General features: G+C 67.2%; 17 protein-coding genes and 1 riboswitch. Of the genes, 5 read left to right on the top strand and 12 right to left on the bottom strand.

All coding sequences use genetic code 11. The annotated features are described in order from the left end of the window. Positions 1-8: 8 nt before the first annotated feature. The 12 genes from F3J19_RS21360 to F3J19_RS21305 all read right to left on the bottom strand — a co-directional run bounded on the left by F3J19_RS21360 (position 9) and on the right by F3J19_RS21305 (position 9,714). Complete coding sequence (locus F3J19_RS21360) at positions 9-773, bottom strand: ABC transporter permease (RefSeq protein WP_167045573.1); 765 nt, start codon at positions 771-773, stop codon at positions 9-11. Next, positions 770-1,702, bottom strand: a complete 933-nt coding sequence (locus F3J19_RS21355) for an ABC transporter ATP-binding protein (RefSeq protein WP_167045570.1) — start codon at positions 1,700-1,702, stop codon at positions 770-772. Before F3J19_RS21355 ends, F3J19_RS21360 begins: the two co-directional genes overlap by 4 nt. Before the next feature lie 189 nt (positions 1,703-1,891). Next, on the bottom strand, positions 1,892-2,212 hold the full coding sequence (locus tag F3J19_RS21350) for an STAS domain-containing protein (RefSeq protein WP_167045567.1): 321 nt from the start codon (positions 2,210-2,212) through the stop codon (positions 1,892-1,894). Beyond that, a complete protein-coding gene (locus F3J19_RS21345; RefSeq protein WP_167045564.1) occupies positions 2,209-2,841 on the bottom strand; it encodes an ABC transporter substrate-binding protein in 633 nt (210 codons plus the stop codon). The genes F3J19_RS21350 and F3J19_RS21345 overlap by 4 nt, the downstream gene beginning before the upstream one ends. A 114-nt stretch (positions 2,842-2,955) precedes the next feature. After that, positions 2,956-3,954 carry a VacJ family lipoprotein gene (locus F3J19_RS21340; protein ID WP_167045561.1) on the bottom strand — a complete coding sequence of 333 codons (999 nt, stop codon included), beginning with the start codon at positions 3,952-3,954 and terminating at the stop codon, positions 2,956-2,958. Between the two features lie 11 nt (positions 3,955-3,965). Next, positions 3,966-4,490: an outer membrane lipid asymmetry maintenance protein MlaD gene (gene mlaD, locus F3J19_RS21335; RefSeq protein WP_167045558.1), complete on the bottom strand. Its 525-nt coding sequence runs from the start codon at positions 4,488-4,490 to the stop codon at positions 3,966-3,968. A 90-nt stretch (positions 4,491-4,580) separates the two neighbouring features. Next, the gene (gene mlaE / locus F3J19_RS21330) at positions 4,581-5,348 is read right to left on the bottom strand and encodes a lipid asymmetry maintenance ABC transporter permease subunit MlaE (protein WP_167045555.1); all 768 of its coding nucleotides are present in this window, start codon (positions 5,346-5,348) and stop codon (positions 4,581-4,583) included. Further along, on the bottom strand, positions 5,345-6,166 hold the full coding sequence (locus tag F3J19_RS21325) for an ABC transporter ATP-binding protein (protein ID WP_345891061.1): 822 nt from the start codon (positions 6,164-6,166) through the stop codon (positions 5,345-5,347). Before F3J19_RS21325 ends, mlaE begins: the two co-directional genes overlap by 4 nt. Positions 6,167-6,260: 94 nt before the next feature. After that, the gene (gene thiE, locus F3J19_RS21320; RefSeq protein WP_167045548.1) at positions 6,261-7,388 is read right to left on the bottom strand and encodes a thiamine phosphate synthase; all 1,128 of its coding nucleotides are present in this window, start codon (positions 7,386-7,388) and stop codon (positions 6,261-6,263) included. Continuing rightward, entirely contained in the window at positions 7,385-8,200 is an 816-nt protein-coding gene (locus F3J19_RS21315; protein ID WP_167045545.1) for a thiazole synthase, read from the bottom strand. Before F3J19_RS21315 ends, thiE begins: the two co-directional genes overlap by 4 nt. 120 nt (positions 8,201-8,320) lie before the next feature. Then, entirely contained in the window at positions 8,321-8,518 is a 198-nt protein-coding gene (gene thiS, locus F3J19_RS21310; RefSeq protein ID WP_075303282.1) for a sulfur carrier protein ThiS, read from the bottom strand. Between the two features lie 65 nt (positions 8,519-8,583). After that, a complete protein-coding gene (locus tag F3J19_RS21305; RefSeq protein ID WP_167045542.1) occupies positions 8,584-9,714 on the bottom strand; it encodes an FAD-dependent oxidoreductase in 1,131 nt (376 codons plus the stop codon). A gap of 240 nt (positions 9,715-9,954) precedes the next feature. Next, positions 9,955-10,078: riboswitch (TPP riboswitch) on the bottom strand. 433 nt (positions 10,079-10,511) lie between these two features. On the opposite strand from F3J19_RS21305, the gene F3J19_RS21300 reads away from it, so the two are divergent. The 5 genes from F3J19_RS21300 to F3J19_RS21280 all read left to right on the top strand — a co-directional run bounded on the left by F3J19_RS21300 (position 10,512) and on the right by F3J19_RS21280 (position 16,320). Further along, positions 10,512-12,263: an ABC transporter ATP-binding protein/permease gene (locus tag F3J19_RS21300; protein WP_167045539.1), complete on the top strand. Its 1,752-nt coding sequence runs from the start codon at positions 10,512-10,514 to the stop codon at positions 12,261-12,263. A 49-nt stretch (positions 12,264-12,312) separates the two neighbouring features. Further along, positions 12,313-13,125, top strand: coding sequence for an SDR family oxidoreductase (locus tag F3J19_RS21295; protein WP_167045536.1), 813 nt, complete (start codon positions 12,313-12,315; stop codon positions 13,123-13,125). A 189-nt stretch (positions 13,126-13,314) separates the two neighbouring features. Further along, entirely contained in the window at positions 13,315-14,064 is a 750-nt protein-coding gene (locus F3J19_RS21290) for a response regulator (protein ID WP_167045533.1), read from the top strand. Between the two features lie 211 nt (positions 14,065-14,275). Further along, positions 14,276-15,016, top strand: a complete 741-nt coding sequence (locus F3J19_RS21285; RefSeq protein WP_167045530.1) for a response regulator — start codon at positions 14,276-14,278, stop codon at positions 15,014-15,016. Beyond that, positions 15,013-16,320 (top strand): ATP-binding protein, encoded by a 1,308-nt coding sequence (locus F3J19_RS21280; protein WP_167045525.1) that lies wholly within the window; start codon positions 15,013-15,015, stop codon positions 16,318-16,320. Before F3J19_RS21285 ends, F3J19_RS21280 begins: the two co-directional genes overlap by 4 nt. Positions 16,321-16,591 lie beyond the last annotated feature (271 nt).

Genomic DNA, 16,591 nt, shown 5'->3' with positions numbered 1-16,591 from the left:
GCTCCTCGTCAGTGGCGCAGCTTGTAGCCGGTAGCGAGCATGCGCATCGCCACGACCGCCAGCACCACGAAGAAACCGGCGACGATCGCGAGGCTCACGAGCGGGTCGATGTCCGACACGCCGAAAAAGCCATAGCGAAAGCCGTCGATCATGTAGAAAAACGGATTGAGCCGCGACACTTCGCGCCACACGGGCGGCAGCGTATGCGTCGAATAGAACACGCCCGAGAGGAACGTGAGCGGCATGATGAGGAAGTTCTGGAACGCGGCGAGCTGGTCGAACTTCTCGGCCCAGATGCCGGCGATCAGGCCGAGCGTGCCGAGAATCCCCGCGCCGAACATCGCGAACACGATGATGTAGAGCGGCGCGCTGAAGCTGAGCGGCACGAACCAGATCGTCACGATGAACACGCCGAAGCCGACGCACAGACCGCGCGCGACGGCCGCGAGCACGTAGGCCGCGAACATCTCGTAGTGCGACAGCGGCGGCAGCAGCACGAACACGAGGTTGCCGGTGATCTTCGACTGAATCAGCGAGGAAGAACTGTTCGCGAACGCGTTCTGCAGCACGCTCATCATCACGAGGCCCGGAATCAGGAAGCTCGTGTATTCGACACCCGGATAAACCTGCACGTGGCCGCGCAGCGCGTGGCCGAAGATGGTCAGATAAAGCAGCGCCGTGATGACCGGCGCGAGCACGGTCTGGAACGACACCTTCCAGAAACGCAGCAGTTCTTTGTAAAACAGCGTGCTGAATCCACTGTAGCCGCTCATGCGAGCCCCTCGATCACTTCCGGACCGTTCATCACCTGAACGAATACGTCTTCGAGGTCGGCCTTGCGGACCTCGATCTCTTCGAATGTACAACCGGCCGCGCGGCACTGCGCGAGGATGCGCTCGACGTCGTCGTAGCTCGCCAGACGCAGCAGATGCTGGCGGCCGTTGCCGCTGGTTGCGCTGCTTTCCGCTTCGAGCGGACGCAGCTCGGCGGGCAGCACGCCCTGTGCGAAGCGCACGAACAGCTGCATGCCGGCGAAGCGCTGCAGCAGCGTGCTCGTGCGATCGAGCGCGACGACCTCGCCGCGGCGCAGCATCGCGATGCGGTCGCACAGCGATTCGGCTTCTTCCAGATAGTGCGTGGTCAGCACGATCGTGTGACCCTCGCGATTCAGGCGCGAAATGAATTTCCACAGAGTCTGGCGCAATTCGACGTCGACACCCGCGGTCGGCTCGTCGAGCACGATGACGGGCGGACGGTGCACGAGCGCCTGGGCGACCAGCACACGCCGCTTCATGCCGCCGGACAGCGCGCGCATGTTGGCGTCGGCTTTCTCGGTGAGATCGAGATTGGCCATGATCTCGTCGATCCACGCGTCGTTGTTGCGCAGACCGTAGTAGCCGGACTGGATGCGCAAGGTTTCGCGCACGGTGAAGAACGGGTCGAACACGAGTTCCTGCGGCACCACGCCGAGCGCGCGGCGCGCGTCGCGGAAATCGCCGACGACATCGTGACCGCGCACCGCGATGCTGCCTTCGTCGGCGCGCGCGAGCCCCGCGAGAATGCTGATGAGCGTCGTCTTGCCCGCGCCGTTCGGACCGAGCAGTCCGAAGAACTCGCCTTCTTCGACCGTGAGGCTGACGCCCTTGAGCGCCTGCAAGTCCTTGTAGCGCTTCTTGACGTTACGAATTTCTATGGCTGACATGACTATGGGCCGCGTGCGTGGCGGCGCCTGAAGTAGCCCCGACGGAGCGTGGGGGCGAGCAAATGCTGGAAGAAACGGAACCGGGGCCGATTCAGGGCCAATTCAGCGCCCCAAAAAACGTTTGATTATAGGGCAAAAAGCCCTAAGCCCGGCCCGACAGGAAGGATTGGAGACGACGCCAGTGGAGCGTCAATGTCGCGCCGACGCAACCGCGCCGGATGCGGCGGGAGCAAGAAGCGTGTCGACGCCGTAGGCGCGCGCGAGGCTGGCGAGACCCGCCGGCAGATTGACGATTTCAAACTTGAGGCCGCGCGCCGCGCTCGCGCGCACCCACGCGAGCAGCACGGCGAGTGCCGCCGAATCGAACTGCGTGAGCGGCGCGCAATCGACGCCGCCCGCGCCCGCCGCGATGCGTTGCAGACCCGCCGCGAGCGCGGCCTTCGCACTCGCGTGGGTCAGCGTCGCGCCGCACTCGAAGCGGTTCGCGACCGGACTCAGCACTTCGCTCACGACTGCTTGCCCGAGGCGAGTTGCTGGTTGCGCTGCGTGAGGAACTGGATCAGCCCGTCCACGCCCTTCTGCTGGATCTGCTCGTTGAACTGCTGCTGATACGCCTGGATCAGCCATGCGCCGAGCACGTTGATGTCATACACGCGCCAGCCTTGCGGCGTCTTGTACAGGCGGTAGTCGAGCTCGATCGGCTGGCCGTTGTTCATCACGACCGAGCGCACCACCGTATCGGTGTCGTCCGGGTTCATGCGGAACGGCTTGTACTGGATCTGCTGGTCCTTCACCTGCGCGAGCGCGCCCGAGTAGGTGCGGATCAGCAGCATCTTGAACTGCTCGACCACCTGGTTCTGCTGCTCGGGCGTCGCGGTGCGCCAGTTGCGGCCCATCGCGAGCTGCGTAGTGCGGCGGAAATCGGTGTACGGCAGGATCTTTTCGTTGACGAGCGCCGTGATGTGCGAGATGTCGCCCTGCTGGATCGACTTGTCGTTGCGCACCGCGTCGACCACCTGCTGGGTCACGGTCTTGATCAGCGTATCCGGCGCGCTGGTGTCGGCGGTTTGTGCCGATGCGCCTGCGCTGACGAACGAAAACAACGCGGCAAACAGGGGAATCAGGAAGAATTTTTTCATATCGAGCCTTACCTCAAAAATAGTGCAACGGTTTGAGCCGACCTTACCACGCGAGTTCGACAGCAATCCATGCGCAAACTGCGAGAGTCGTATCGATCTGTTACCGGCGCGCGCTCAATGCAGCTTGAAGGACGGGAAGTTGAAACGCGTGGGCGGCACCAGTTGACCCGCCGGAATCTGCGTTTCGGGACCGCCGTTCACATCGAGCGGCGGAGTGGCGGTGCCCGAGGCCGCCTCGGGCGCCGACGCGCCCTGCGCAGTCGCAGCCACGCCCGATGCCGGCGCCGCCTTGGCGGCAACACCCTGCGTGCCCGCGGCGGCGCCTGCCGCACCGGCCGCGCCCGTCTCGCCTTCGTCGTACTTCGGCAGCGGCGCTTCCTCGTCATAGCTCGGCAGGTCCTGCGGGCGCCGGCGGTTATCCGACAGCAGATACTGACGGCGCTGCAGATACGCGTTGCGCACGAACGAGTATTTGTCGAGCGCCGCGCCTTCCAGCAGGTTGCTCGCGCCGAGCAGGTTCGCGCGCGTATTGACGATGTTCAGGCCCCACAGGGCCCAGCTCAGGCCCGACGGACTGACGTAGCTGATCGGGTTCACGTAGTAGTTGCCGATCGAGCCGACCGCGTCGCGCACCGTGCTCGGGCCGAACAGCGGCAGCACGAGATACGGGCCCGCCGGCACGCCGTAGTGGCCGAGCGTCAGACCGAGGTCGTTGTCGTGCTTGGGCAGCTTCGCAAGCGTCGCGACGTCGAACAGGCCGCCGACACCGAACACCGTATTGATTACGATGCGCATGATGTCCGACACGCCGTCGGCGATGCGCAACTGCAGCAGGTTGTTCGCCGCGATGTAGACGTCGCCGATATTCGAGAAGAAGTTCGTCACGCTGTCGCGCACCGGCTGCGGCGTCGCCCAGACATAGCCCTGCGCGACCGGCTTCAGCGCGTACTGGTCGATCTTGTCGTTGACGGTGAACACCGTGCGGTTCAGGCCTTCGAACGGATCGCCCTTGGTCGGCGTCTGCACGGTCGTGCAGCCGGTGACGAGCGCCGCGGCCACCGCCACCTTGCCTAACTGGAAGACGCGCACGCGCGCCGAACGTGTGGTTTGCATTCTTGTTCTCCTTATTGGCTGGCGGCGCCAGCAGCAGGCGCCGCCGGCGCATTCGCCCCGCCCGCGGGCTTCGAGGCGCCGGAATCCGCCGCCTTGCTGTAGAGGAACTGGCCGATCAGGTTTTCGAGCACGATCGCCGATTGCGTCATCGAGATCGTATCGCCAGCCTTCAGCATTTCCGTGTCGCCGCCCGGTTCGAGCCCGATGTACTGCTCGCCGAGCAGGCCCGAAGTCAGTATCTTCGCCGAAGTATCTTTCGGAAACTGGTATTGCTTGTCGATATCGATCGTGACGAGCGCCTGGTAGGCATTGCTGTCGAAGCCGATCGAGGCGACCCGGCCGACCGTCACGCCGGCGCTCTTCACCGGCGCGCGCGCCTTCAGCCCGCCGATGTTGTCGAACTTGAGTTTGACCGGATACGTTGCCTGGAACGACAACGAGCTCATGTTGCCGGCCTTCAGCGCGAGAAACAGCAGCGCCACGAAACCCAGCACCACGAACAGGCCGACCCAGAAGTCGAGAGCAGTCTTTTTCATCGTCATCCCAAAGTGAATCCGCCACGCCATCGGCACCCCGTCGCGCGCGGCGCACGATGCGCCGCCGGCAGCCGGTGTGCGGCGCGGTCTTTAGCTGAACATCAGTGCGGTCAGCAGAAAATCGAGCCCGAGCACCGCGAGCGACGCGTACACGACCGTGCGGGTCGTCGCGCGCGACACGCCTTCCGGCGTCGGCTTCGCTTCGTAGCCCTGAAACAGCGCGACGAACGTCACCGCAAGGCCGAACACCACGCTCTTGACGACCCCGGCGCCGACATCGCGCCACACGTCGACGCCCCCCTGCATCTGCGACCAGAACGCGCCGGCATCGACGCCGATCAGCAGCACGCCCACCACATAACCGCCCAGAATACCGACCGCGCTGAAAATCGCGGCGAGGATCGGCATCGAGATAATGCCCGCCCACAGGCGCGGCGCGACCACGACCTTGACCGGATCGACGGCCATCATTTCCATCGCGGTCAGCTGCTCGCCCGCCTTCATGAGGCCGATCTCGGCCGTGAGCGAAGTGCCCGCGCGGCCCGCGAACAGCAGCGCCGTGACCACCGGCCCGAGTTCGCGCACGAGCGACAGCGCGACGAGCAAGCCGAGCGCCTGCTCGGAGCCATAGCGGTTGAGCGTGTAGTAGCCCTGCAGGCCGAGCACGAAGCCGACGAAGAGCCCCGACACGGCGATGATCACGAGCGAATAATTACCGACGAAGTGGATCTGCTTCGTGACAAGACGCGGCCGGCGCAGCAGCGGGAAAAACTCGAGCACGAGGCGCAGGAAGAAGCGCGTCGCGTAACCGGCCGTGCCGAGCCCGCTGATCACCGAGCGACCGAGCGCACTGATCATGACTGGCCTCCGCCGATGCCGAAGTCCGCCGCGAGCGGCGTCTGGGCCGGATAGTGGAATTTGAACGGGCCGTCCGGCGCGCCGTCGATGAACTGCCGCACGGTCGGATCGGTCGAGGCGCGCAGTTCGTCCGGGGTGCCCTCGGCGAGCACCCCGCCGTTGGCGAGAAAGTAGACGTAATCCGCGATGGCGAACGATTCGGGCACGTCGTGCGTGACGAGAATCGAGGTGGCGCCGAGCGCCTGATTGAGCGTGCGGATCAGGTTCGCGGTGATGCCGAGCGAGATCGGATCGAGGCCGGCGAACGGCTCGTCGTACATCATCAGTTCGGGGTCGAGCGCGATGGCGCGCGCGAGCGCCACGCGGCGCGCCATGCCGCCCGAAATCTCCGAGGGCAGCAGATCGCGCGCGCCGCGCAAGCCCACCGCGTTGAGCTTCATCAGCACGAGGTCGCACAGCAGTTCTTCGGGAAGATCGGTGTGCTCGCGCAGCGAGAAGGCAACGTTTTCGAACACCGACATGTCGGTAAACAACGCGCCGAACTGGAACAGCATGCCCATTTTGCGGCGCAGCGCGTAAAGGCCTTCGCGCGTCTGCCGGCCGAGGTCCTGGCCGTGGAACAGCACCTCGCCGCGCTGCGCGCGCACGAGGCCGCCGATCAGGCGCAGCACCGTGGTCTTGCCGCAACCGGAGCCGCCCATGACCGCGACGACCTGCCCGCGACGGAAGCGCAGGTTCAGATTCGACAGGACGAGCCGGTCGCCGTAACCGAAGTCGACGTCGCGCAGTTCGAGTAGGGGCTCGCGGGAGGAAGGCACCAAGCTGACAATCCTTTTACACGGAAGGCCGAATTATAGGGCCATCATGCAAAAGCTGCCGTGAGGTGCCCCGTCCATTGACTATGCCTGAGGATTATTGCGTAAACACGTGTTGCAACGCAGAAACCGCGGCAGCCGGATCGGCCGCATCGGTCACTGCGCGCACCACCGCGGCGCAGCCGACGCCGGTTGCCAGCACGTCGGGCAGCACCTGCAGATCGATCCCGCCGATCGCGACGAGCGGCACCACGCCGTCGAGCAGCCGCACGTAGCGTGCCAAACGCCGCAAGCCCTGCGGCGCGGTCGGCACCACCTTGGTCGCGGTCGGAAAGACCGCGCCCAGTGCAATGTAACTCGGACGGAAGTGCAGCGCCTTCAGCGTCTCATAAAAACCGTGCGTCGACAGACCAAGCCGGACGCCAGCCGCCGCAATCGCGGACAGATCAGCGGTATGCACGTCTTCCTGACCGAGGTGCACGCCGTACGCGCCCGCCTCGATGGCGGCCTGCCAGTGATCGTTGATGAACACCTGGGCGTCGTGCGCGCGTCCCACCGCCACGCTGCGGGCGATTTCGCGCTTCAGTTCGTCGGCGGGTTCGGCCGACTTGCGGCGCAACTGCACGGTCTTCACGCCGAGGCCGACCACCCGCTCGACCCAGTCCGCGGTCGGCAGCACCGGGTACAGGCCGAGCTTGTGCGGGCAGCGCGGAAACGGCTGCGCCGGCGCGGCCGGCAAGCCGGTCAGGCGCGGAAAGCGCGCGAGGTCGGATGGGAATGCGTCGGCGGCGCGGGTTTCGTCACGCGCTTCGTCACGGGTTTCGTCACCGTCGCGCCAGGCGAGCGCGAGCACGAGCGCGTCGTGCGGATCGAAACCGCAGTCGAGGAACGCAGCGAGCGCGGCAATCCAGTCGTCCGCCAGATGGCCTTCGAGGCCGTACTTCTCGCCGCCCAGATGCAGCGTCGCGCGGTTTTCCGCGGCGACGATCACGCCCGCGCCCTGCGTGAGCCAGCGCGCCATCTGCTCGCCGTGCCGTTGCGCGTCGGCAAGCACGATCAGGTCGCCGCCGTTCGGCGCATCGGGCGCGGTCAGGCAGATGCGCCACGGCGCGTGCGTCGGCGGCCAGTCGCCGAGACGCGCGCGGATGCGCTCGGCGGCTTCGACCAGTTCGTCGGCGGGCGGCCAGAACAGATCGCGGTCCTTCAACGTCAAGGACTGTGTCATGCGGCACTCCCATCCTGATGCCAGAACGGCATGCCGACCACCGGCGTGCTCGCGTGCGCGCTTTCGCGCTCGGCCATCGGCCCCGCGAGATACGCCTGCCGGCCCGCCTCGACGCCGAGCGCGAACGCGCGCGCCATCGCGTCGGGGTGCGTCGCCTGCGACACGGCCGTGTTCAGCAGCACGCCGTCGAAGCCCCACTCCATCACCTGAGCCGCGTGCGACGGCACGCCGAGCCCGGCATCGACGATCAGCGGCACGTCCGGCAACCGCTCGCGCAGCACGCGTAGCCCGTACGGATTGATCACGCCCTTGCCGGTGCCGATCGGCGCGCCCCACGGCATCAGCGCCTCGCAACCGGCGTCGAGCAGACGGCGGCCGATCACGAGGTCTTCGGTGCAGTACGGCAGCACCTTGAAGCCGTCCTTGACGAGCCGCGCGGCGGCCTCGATCAGGCCCACCGGGTCGGGCTGCAGCGTGTAGTCGTCGCCGATCAGTTCGAGCTTGATCCAGTCGGTTTCGAAGATTTCGCGCGCCATGTGCGCGGTCGTGACCACTTCGCCGACCGTCAGGCAGCCCGCCGTGTTCGGCAGCAGCGGCACGGCGTGGCGCTTGAGCAGATCGAAGAAGCCGGCTTCGGCGCCGCCCTCGTTCATCTGCCGGCGCAGCGCGACGGTGACCATGCCGGGCCGCGCCGCGTCGATCGAATCGGACAGCGATTGCAGCGACGGATAGCGCGAGGTGCCGAGCAGCACGCGGCTCGCGAAAGTTTGGCCGTATAGCGTGAGGGCGTCGGCGGTCTGATGGGAGGTCATGTGCGTCATCCTGGTTTGCCGCTGCGACGTTGCGCAACGGCCTTGCGGCAAGGGGTTTCCGGCGCTCGTTTGCGGCAACGGGCCCGGCAATGAATCGGCGGCAGGCCGGCGCGCCGGCGCTCAGCCGCCCGCAACCGGTTGCACGACGTCGAGCCGGTCGCCGGCTTGCAGCGCGCGCGCCGCATGCTGGGTGCGCGCGACGAAATCGCCGTTGAGCGCGACCGCGAACGGCGGGCGCGCGCCATAGGCGGCGAGCGCATCGGCGACAGTCGCGCCCTCGGGCAGCGACAACGGCTTCTGATTGATATGAATGTCCATGGTGCTCGAATACGGTTCAATCGATGGCGAAAGCGGCCCGATGCGCGACGCGGCGGCCGCGGCGCTCAGGCCGGCTCCCGCACGAAATCCTGTTGAAAAAGCTCGCTCCAGCGCGCCTCGCGCCGCCAGCCAGCGAACGCGTCGGCGTCGCCGATGCGGCCGTCGAGCAAGGCGCTCGCGAAGCGCACAGCTTCGTCGGCGACTTCGGGCGCGATCATATAGCCGTGCCGGTACAGGCCGTTCACGCGCAGCGTGCGCGCGCCGTCCCACAGCAGCGCCGGACGATGATCGGGCAAGGTCGGGCGGCACTGCGAGTTGAGTTCGAGGATGCGCGCCTCGCCGAAACCCGGATGCACCGAAAACGCCGCGCTCAGCAGTTCGAGCGCCGAGCGCACGCTGACGGGCGACATGTCCTCGCCTTCGACCTCGGTCGCGCCGATCACGTAGAGGCCGTTCTGCTTCGGCGCGATATAGAGCGGATAGCGCGGATGCAGCAGCCGCACCGGACGCGTCAGGTGCAGCCCCGGTGCATGCACGCGCGCGACTTCGCCGCGGATGCCGCGCAGCGTCGGCAGCACCGGCTTCGCGCCGAGACCGCGGCAGTCGATCGTGATGCCGGCTTCGGGCAGCGCAGCCTCGTCGACGGGCGTATTCCAGTGGGTCTCCACGCCGCGTTCGGCGAGACCGGCGGCGAGCGCGGCCAGCACCTGGCGGTTATCGAGCTGGCCTTCGCGCGGCAGCAGCCAGCCCTGGTTGAAGCGGCCGGCCAGCGCGGGCTCGGCGGCGCCGAGCTGGGCGCCGGCCAGCGCGACGAAGCCGCCGTCGAGCAGTTCGGCCGGCGCATTCGCGCGCACGCGGCGCTCGAACAGCGGCGCTTCGGTGCGATCGGCGTGATGCCAGACGACGAGCGTGCCGTTGCGCTGGAAAAACACCGGCTCCGGCAATTCGGCCAGCACGCGCGGCCAGCTTTCGAGCGAACTCGCGCCGAGCCGCGTAATCAGCAGTTCGGCGCTGGCGGCCTCGGCGAGCGGCGCCAGCATCGCGGCGGCGACCCACGCGGCCGCCTGCGTCCCAGCGGCATCGCCGCGCTCGTACAGCGCCACGCGATGCCCCTCGCCGGCAAGCCGCCACGCGACCAGCCGGCCGCACAGGCCGCCGCCGAGCACGACGAAATCGGGTCGGGCGGGACGGTTCATCGCGCACGCTCCACGGCCAGGCGGCGCAGCGCATCGCCAGAGCGGGCCATGCCAAAGCGGCACGGCGCGCCTGCGGCGGCGTGACGGGAAGCAACGTACATGTATGAAGAATAGGCGGTCATCAAGTCCTTTCCGTACGGCCCAAAAACGCACGTACCGAGGACGAAACCGGCGGGTGAAGCCGGCCGGGCAAGATGCGCGCGCGTCATGCGCCAGCGCCGCCCGGCGGGGAATGGAAGACGGTTGCTTCCGGAAACTTCCCGCGCCGGTATTACCCGGATCGGGTGCAAAGGGTCTCTCTCAGCCTCGCCGCCGCAGCATGGAAATCATGCCGCCCGTGGGCGAAGCACCCCTGTTTCGTCACGGGTCATTAGACCATAAAAGGCCGGACGCCCGCAAACCAGCGGGGCGCCGAGGCGGCCGCGATTTCGCTCCGGCACCCTCTATGGCGATGCCGATGCGCCGCGAGCCGACGCTCTGGCACAATGCCGTGATCGGTGCCGCGAACGCGGCGCGCGCGGCGCTTCAGGCCGTATGCGCGGCGCTTACACGGGGGCGCGCCGGCGGCGCAAATTAATGCCCGCTTAAGGGCGTCACGCCAGAATCGGGCGCCCGTCCGGCGGCGCGCGCCCCGAGCACGAAAGCACGACGCCCGGGCAGGCATCGCAGACCCGCCGCAGGGCAACCCAGCATACGGACCGGCTCGTCGCGGGATCGCCCGACATGGCGCAACCCGACCAGCCCGACACCGAGGATCGACCGGCTCGACCCATGGCCAGCACATCACCAGGACGCTCATGACATCCAATACTTCCGCCAGCCCCGCGCTGCCGCCCGACGAAAAAGTCTCCGCCTGGAGCCTGATCAAGCCTTACTGGGTTTCCGAGGAACGCTTCGTGGCGTGGGGGCTGCTCATCGCGATCGTCGTGATGAACCTGCTCGTCGTCTGGATCAACGTGCGCCTGAACCGCTGGAGCGCCGATTTCTACAACGCGCTGCAGCAGAAGAACGTCCACGACTTCCCGCACCTGCTGATGATCTTCAGCGGGCTCGCGTTCGGTTTCATCATCCTCGCCGTGTATGGCCGCTATCTGCGCCAGATGCTCGGCTTCCGCTGGCGCCAGTGGCTGACCACGCGCTACCTGAACGAGTGGCTCGACGACAGCGCGTTCTACCGCATCGAGCGCGACCGCCTCGCCGACAACCCCGACCAGCGGATCAGCGACGACCTGCAATCGTTCGCCACCACCACGCTTTCGCTCACGCTCGATCTGCTCTCCACGGTCGTCACGCTCGTGTCGTTCATCACGATCCTGTGGTCGCTCGCGGGCGCGCTGACCCTTTCGCTCGGCGGCATGCCGCTGCATATCCCCGGTTATATGGTGTGGGCTGCTGCGCTGTATGCGGTGGTCGGCTCGCTCGTCACGCAGAAGGTCGGTCATCCGCTCGTGTCGATCAACTATCAGGCACAGAAAGTCGAGGCGGATTTCCGTTTCGGCCTGATCCGTCTGCGCGAGAACGCCGAGCAGATCGCGTTCTACAACGGCATGGAAACCGAGAAGCACAACGCACGCACGCTGTTCGGCCGCATCCGCGACAACTGGTGGCAGGTGATGAAGTACACCAAGCGCCTGACCTTCGTGCTGAGCTTCTACGGCCAGATCGCGATCATCTTCCCGATCGTGGTCGCCGCGCCGCGCTACTTCGCGGGTGCCTTCACGTTCGGCGTGCTGATGCAGATTTCGAGCGCGTTCGGCACCGTCAGCGATTCGTTCTCGTGGTTCATCAACAGTTATACGAGCCTCGTCGAATGGCGCGCCACCGTGAACCGGTTGCGCGAATTCAAGCGCATCATGCATGCGCCGCGTCTGAAGGAATCGGTCTCGCCGGCCACCGAACACGGCGGCATCAACCTGCATTTCGTCGACGCCAACCAGCTCTCCACCGCCAGCCTCGAACTCGCGCTGCCGAACGGCAACCCGCTGTCGCGCATCCGCGATGTCGCGATCCGGCCGGGCTCGCGCTGGCTCGTGCGCGGTCCGTCGGGCGCCGGCAAAAGCACGCTGATGCGCGCGCTCGCGGGCCTCTGGCCGTTCGGCGACGGCTCGATCGACGCGCCCGTCAACGCGCGCATGATGTTCATCCCGCAGGTCAGCTACATGCCGATCGGTACGCTGAAGGCGGCGCTCGCGTATCCGTCGGCGGCCGACACCTATAGCGACGACGAATGCCGCGAAGCGCTCGTCACCTGCCATCTGTCCGAATACGCGGACCGTCTGCAGGAATCGGCGCACTGGACCCGCGTGCTGTCGCCGGGCGAGCAGCAGCGCTTCGCCGCCGCGCGCGTGCTGCTGCACAAGCCCGACTACCTGTTCCTCGACGAAGCGACCAGCGCGCTCGACGCGGAAAACGAGGCGCGCCTGTACCGCCTGTTCACGGAGCGGCTGCCGAAGGCGGCGATCGTCAGCGTCGCGCATCGCGAGTCGCTCTCGGCGTTCCACGACGAAACGCTCGACGTCGAACGCAGCCGCGAAGCAGTAGCGGCCTGATCCGCCCGGCGAGCAATCCAACGAGCAACCCGGCGAACCGAACGACGCGATGAGCGAGCAGGCAAGCAACGCCAACGCTGGCATCGACAACGACACCAACGGCAGCGCGCGCGTCGTGCTGATTACCGGTGCCGGCTCCGGCATCGGCGCGGCGCTCGCGCAACGTCTCGCCGCGCCGGACACCGCGCTGATGCTGCACGCGCGCGGCGCCGACGACGCTTCCCGCCAACGCCTCGCGCAAGTCGCCGATCGATGCGCCGCGAACGGCGCGCGCTGCGCGACCGTGTTCGGCGATCTCGCCGAGCGCGGCGCGGCGGAGCACGTAGTCCATCAAACGCTCGCGAACTTCGGCGCGCTCGATCAACTGGTCGCCAACGCCGGACACGCGCAACGCCAGACTCTTTCCGCACTCGACCCCGACACGTTCGGCGCGGCGTTTGCCGCGATGCCGGCCGCGTTCGCCGCGCTCCTCAAACGCGCGCTGCCCGCGCTCGAAACGTCGCGGCGCGGCCGCGTGGTCGCGGTGAGCTCGTTCGTCGCGCATCGCTATCGCGCGGACGCGCCGTTTGCCGCGACGGCCGCGGCGAAGGCGGCCCTCGAATCACTCGCGAAAACCGCGGCCGCCGAGCTTGCGCCGCGCGGCGTGACCGTCAATTGCGTAGCGCCCGGCTATACGCGCAAGGACCGCGGCCCGAGCGCCGACAACGTGGCGGCATGGGCGCGCGCCGCCGAGGCGACACCGCTCGGCCACGTCGCCGAGCCGGCCGACGTCGCCGCGCTGATCGCCTTCCTGCTTTCCGGCGAAGCGCGTCACATCACCGGTCAGGTGATCCATATCGATGGCGGGCTCACGCTCGGCTGAGCCGCGTCCCTCGCCACGCAGCGCAGCGCGCAAACCGTACGTGCAAAACCGTGCGTACGACAGCCGGCACAGCACCGGCCACCCGCGCCGCCCCATCGAGCACCGGCGGCTTGCCACGTCTTACATCGGAAAGGATTCGAAAGCCGGACACGCTTTGCCCGGCCCGCGCGGATCACTAAGATGCCCTGAATGAACCAGACCATCCTGATCGTCGACGACGATCCCGTCGTGCGCGAACTCGTCAGCGAATATCTGCAAGGGCGCGGCTTCAAGGTCGTCGCGCTCGAACACGGCATGGCGCTGCAGCGCAGCCTGCTCGAGGAACGCCCCGCGCTCGTCGTACTCGACATCATGATGCCGGAGCTCGATGGCATCAGCGCGCTGCGGGCGTTGCGCGTCGCCGGCGACGACCTTCCCGTGATCCTGCTGACCGCCCGCGCCGAGCCGATCGACCGCGTGATCGGCCTCGAACTCGGCGCGGACGACTATCTCGGCAAGCCGTTCGAACCGAGCGAACTGGTCGCGCGAATTCGCACCGTGCTGCGGCGTCGCGGCACGGTTGCGCCGGGCGCGCCCGAGCAGCGCGCGCCCTATCGCTTCGGCCACTTCGAAGTGAATTTCCCCGAGCGCGAGCTGCGCCGCGACGGCGAACGCATCATGCTGCGTTCGAGCGAATTCGCGATGCTGAAAGTGTTCGTCACGCATGCGATGACCGTGCTCACGCGCGCGCAATTGCTCGAAAAACTGCGCGGCAACGACGAGACGCATCGGAATCGCAGTCTCGACGTGTCGATCTGGCGTTTGCGCCGGCTCATCGAAGCGGACCCGTCGGCGCCGCGCTATGTGCAAACGGTGTGGGGACGCGGTTACGTGTTCGTGCCCGATGGCGAGATCGGCGCAACCGGGCGCGGGCTCGCGCCGCCGCTCCGGGAACACTGAAACCGGGGCTCGAAACGCCGCGCTTCCGTGCGCCGGCGCAGTGCGCCGCATCGGCCGGCCACAACCCCGGCAGCCCGTCGAAGCAGTGCTAAAGTAAGCGCTGGTAAGCGTTGCACCTTGCGTCGCGCGCCGGCAAGCCCCGCGTCACACCGTAAGCATTGGTAAGGAAACGCCCGGCCGCCTGCCGCACGCGCCCATCTAGAATTTCGCCATGAATCCACAGGTCCTCATCGTCGACGACGATCCGGTCGTACGCGATCTGCTTTGCAAGTTTCTGCAGTCGAACGGCTTCGATGCGTCGGTTCTGCACGACGGCACGCATCTGCAGCGCCGTCTCGAACGCGAGCGGCCGTCGGTCGTCGTGCTCGACATCATGATGCCGAACACCGACGGCCTGCGCGCGCTCACCGCGCTGCGCGCCGCCGGCGACGACATTCCGGTGATCTTCGTGACCGCGCGCGGCACGGTGGCCGACCGCATCGTCGGCCTCTCGCTCGGCGCGGACGACTACCTGACCAAGCCGTTCGATCCGCGCGAACTGCTCGTGCGCATCCAGACCGTGCTGCGCCGGCGCGGGCCGTCTACCACGAGCGCGCCCGAAGCGCGCAAGCGCTATCGCTTCGGGCCGTTCGAACTCGACTTCACCACGCGCTCGCTGACCCGCGACGACGCGAAACTGCCGTTGCGCGACAGTGAATTCGCGCTCCTGAAGATTTTCGTCAACAACCCGTACAAGGTGCTGTCGCGCGTGCTGATTCACGACCTCGTGCATCGCGACAACCTGGCCTTCCGCGACCGCAGCCTCGACGTGCCGATCTGGCGTCTGCGCCGCGTGATCGAGGACGACCCGTCCAATCCGTGCTACGTGCAAACGGTACGCGGCAAGGGCTATGTGTTCGTGCCCGACGCCAGCAGCGCGCCCTTCGAGGACGAGGCCGCCCCGAGCGCATGAAAAATCCGCTGAACACGCTGTTCGGCAGAATGGCGTTGCTGTCTGCCGCGGTGTTGTTCGCGATTCAGGCAAGCTGGTTCGTGCTCGTGACGATGCAGCCGCCGCGCCATGAAATCGACGGCTTCGCGCGCGGCATTCTGCTCGTGCTGCAGGCGATCAACGGCGAGCCGATCAAGGGCGCCGCGCTCGCGCCCGCAATGCGCGTGCATCTCGTGCCCACCTGGAACATGCCGACGAGCGTGCATCTGCATGAGCCGAAGGAACGTCTGCTGATCGAACTGGGCCAGCAGTTGCGCGAGAACCTGCCGGGCGGCACGCAGATCGCCGTCGACGATCTGCGTCCGCCGCAACTCTGGGTGCTGTTTCCGGGCAAGTCGAACTGGGTCGTCGTGCCGGTCGACGTGCCGCCGCCGCCGCGCTTTCTGGTCGAGGCAGTCTCGATGCTGCTTGCCGCGCTGATCCTCTCGCTATTTGCGGTCTGGCAGATGCAACGGCCGCTCTCGCGCGTCGCCGACGCGGCCCGCGAGTTCGGCTCGGGCGTGCGGCCCGAGCCCGTGCCCGTGCAGGGCCCTCGCGAGCTGCGCGATCTGATCGGCTCGTTCAACGACATGATGCGGCGCCTCAACGAAGCCGGCGACGACCAGGCCGTCATGCTGGCCGGCGTCGCGCACGATCTGAAGGCGCCGCTCACGCGCCTGAAGCTGCGCGCGAGCGTGCTGGTCGAGGAAAGCGAGCGCGCCGGCCTGATTCGCGACGTCGATTCGCTGACCAACATCGTCCAGCAGTTCCTCGAATTCGCGGGCCAGTCGGCCGACGCCGGGCCGCCTGTCGAAGTGGACGAGTTCCTGCGCGAGCAGTTTTCCGCCGGTGAAAACGCCGGCGGCGCGGAAATGGCCGAAGCCGCCGACACCGCCGAAGCGCCGCTCTTCGCGCTCGATCTGCGCGCCGGAGCATCGTTCACGCTACCGCGCACGCTGCTCGACCGGCTCGTCACGAACCTCGTCGACAATGCGCTCGAACACGGCATGCCGCCGGTCGAGATCGCGACCGCGCGCAACGACGGGCGCTGGACGATCCGCGTGCGCGATCATGGCCCCGGCATTCCCGACGACCGCATCGCCGCCGCGATGAAACCGTTCGTGCGGCTCGACGCCGCGCGCGGCGGCGAAGGTCATTGCGGCCTCGGCCTCGCGATCGTCGCGCGGCTCGCGCATGATCGCGGCGGACGCTGCCAGGTGCGCAATCATGCGCGGGGCGGACTCGAAGTGCGGATCGAATTGCCGGTGAATGCGGCAGTGACTTGAGGATGACGCGGCAAGCGGCGGCGCGGCCAACCCGAGCAGCGCGGCGCCGGCACATGGGCGAGGCGCGCTCGAACAGACGCCGCCCGCTCATGCACATGCTCACGCACACGGCGCCATGCGCTTACACGCCCTTACCGGATCGCCTTCGGCACTGGCTACGGCTTTATAGTCGGCCTTGGCAACCTCAATGCCGCCCTTCTCCATCCGCCCATGCCCTTGGGGCGGATTTTTTTTGCCCGGCCTTTTTGTCCGGTTCTTTTTGGTGCCGCCC

This window comes from Burkholderia sp. Ax-1724 (assembly GCF_011752995.1).
GTDB lineage: Bacteria > Pseudomonadota > Gammaproteobacteria > Burkholderiales > Burkholderiaceae > Paraburkholderia.
This window is presented reverse-complemented; position numbering and strand designations above follow the sequence as displayed.

Excerpts from the sequence above, each read along its gene's own strand:
- F3J19_RS21360 (WP_167045573.1), bottom strand. The coding sequence starts at position 773 with ATGAGCGGCTACAGTGGATTCAGCACGCTGTTTTACAAAGAACTGCTG.
- F3J19_RS21355 (WP_167045570.1), bottom strand. The coding sequence starts at position 1,702 with ATGTCAGCCATAGAAATTCGTAACGTCAAGAAGCGCTACAAGGACTTG.
- F3J19_RS21345 (WP_167045564.1), bottom strand. The coding sequence starts at position 2,841 with ATGAAAAAATTCTTCCTGATTCCCCTGTTTGCCGCGTTGTTTTCGTTC.
- F3J19_RS21340 (WP_167045561.1), bottom strand. The coding sequence starts at position 3,954 with ATGCAAACCACACGTTCGGCGCGCGTGCGCGTCTTCCAGTTAGGCAAG.
- mlaD (WP_167045558.1), bottom strand. The coding sequence starts at position 4,490 with ATGAAAAAGACTGCTCTCGACTTCTGGGTCGGCCTGTTCGTGGTGCTG.
- mlaE (WP_167045555.1), bottom strand. The coding sequence starts at position 5,348 with ATGATCAGTGCGCTCGGTCGCTCGGTGATCAGCGGGCTCGGCACGGCC.
- thiE (WP_167045548.1), bottom strand. The coding sequence starts at position 7,388 with ATGACACAGTCCTTGACGTTGAAGGACCGCGATCTGTTCTGGCCGCCC.
- F3J19_RS21315 (WP_167045545.1), bottom strand. The coding sequence starts at position 8,200 with ATGACCTCCCATCAGACCGCCGACGCCCTCACGCTATACGGCCAAACT.
- thiS (WP_075303282.1), bottom strand. The coding sequence starts at position 8,518 with ATGGACATTCATATCAATCAGAAGCCGTTGTCGCTGCCCGAGGGCGCG.
- F3J19_RS21305 (WP_167045542.1), bottom strand. The coding sequence starts at position 9,714 with ATGAACCGTCCCGCCCGACCCGATTTCGTCGTGCTCGGCGGCGGCCTG.
- F3J19_RS21300 (WP_167045539.1), top strand. The coding sequence starts at position 10,512 with ATGACATCCAATACTTCCGCCAGCCCCGCGCTGCCGCCCGACGAAAAA.
- F3J19_RS21295 (WP_167045536.1), top strand. The coding sequence starts at position 12,313 with ATGAGCGAGCAGGCAAGCAACGCCAACGCTGGCATCGACAACGACACC.
- F3J19_RS21290 (WP_167045533.1), top strand. The coding sequence starts at position 13,315 with ATGAACCAGACCATCCTGATCGTCGACGACGATCCCGTCGTGCGCGAA.
- F3J19_RS21285 (WP_167045530.1), top strand. The coding sequence starts at position 14,276 with ATGAATCCACAGGTCCTCATCGTCGACGACGATCCGGTCGTACGCGAT.
- F3J19_RS21280 (WP_167045525.1), top strand. The coding sequence starts at position 15,013 with ATGAAAAATCCGCTGAACACGCTGTTCGGCAGAATGGCGTTGCTGTCT.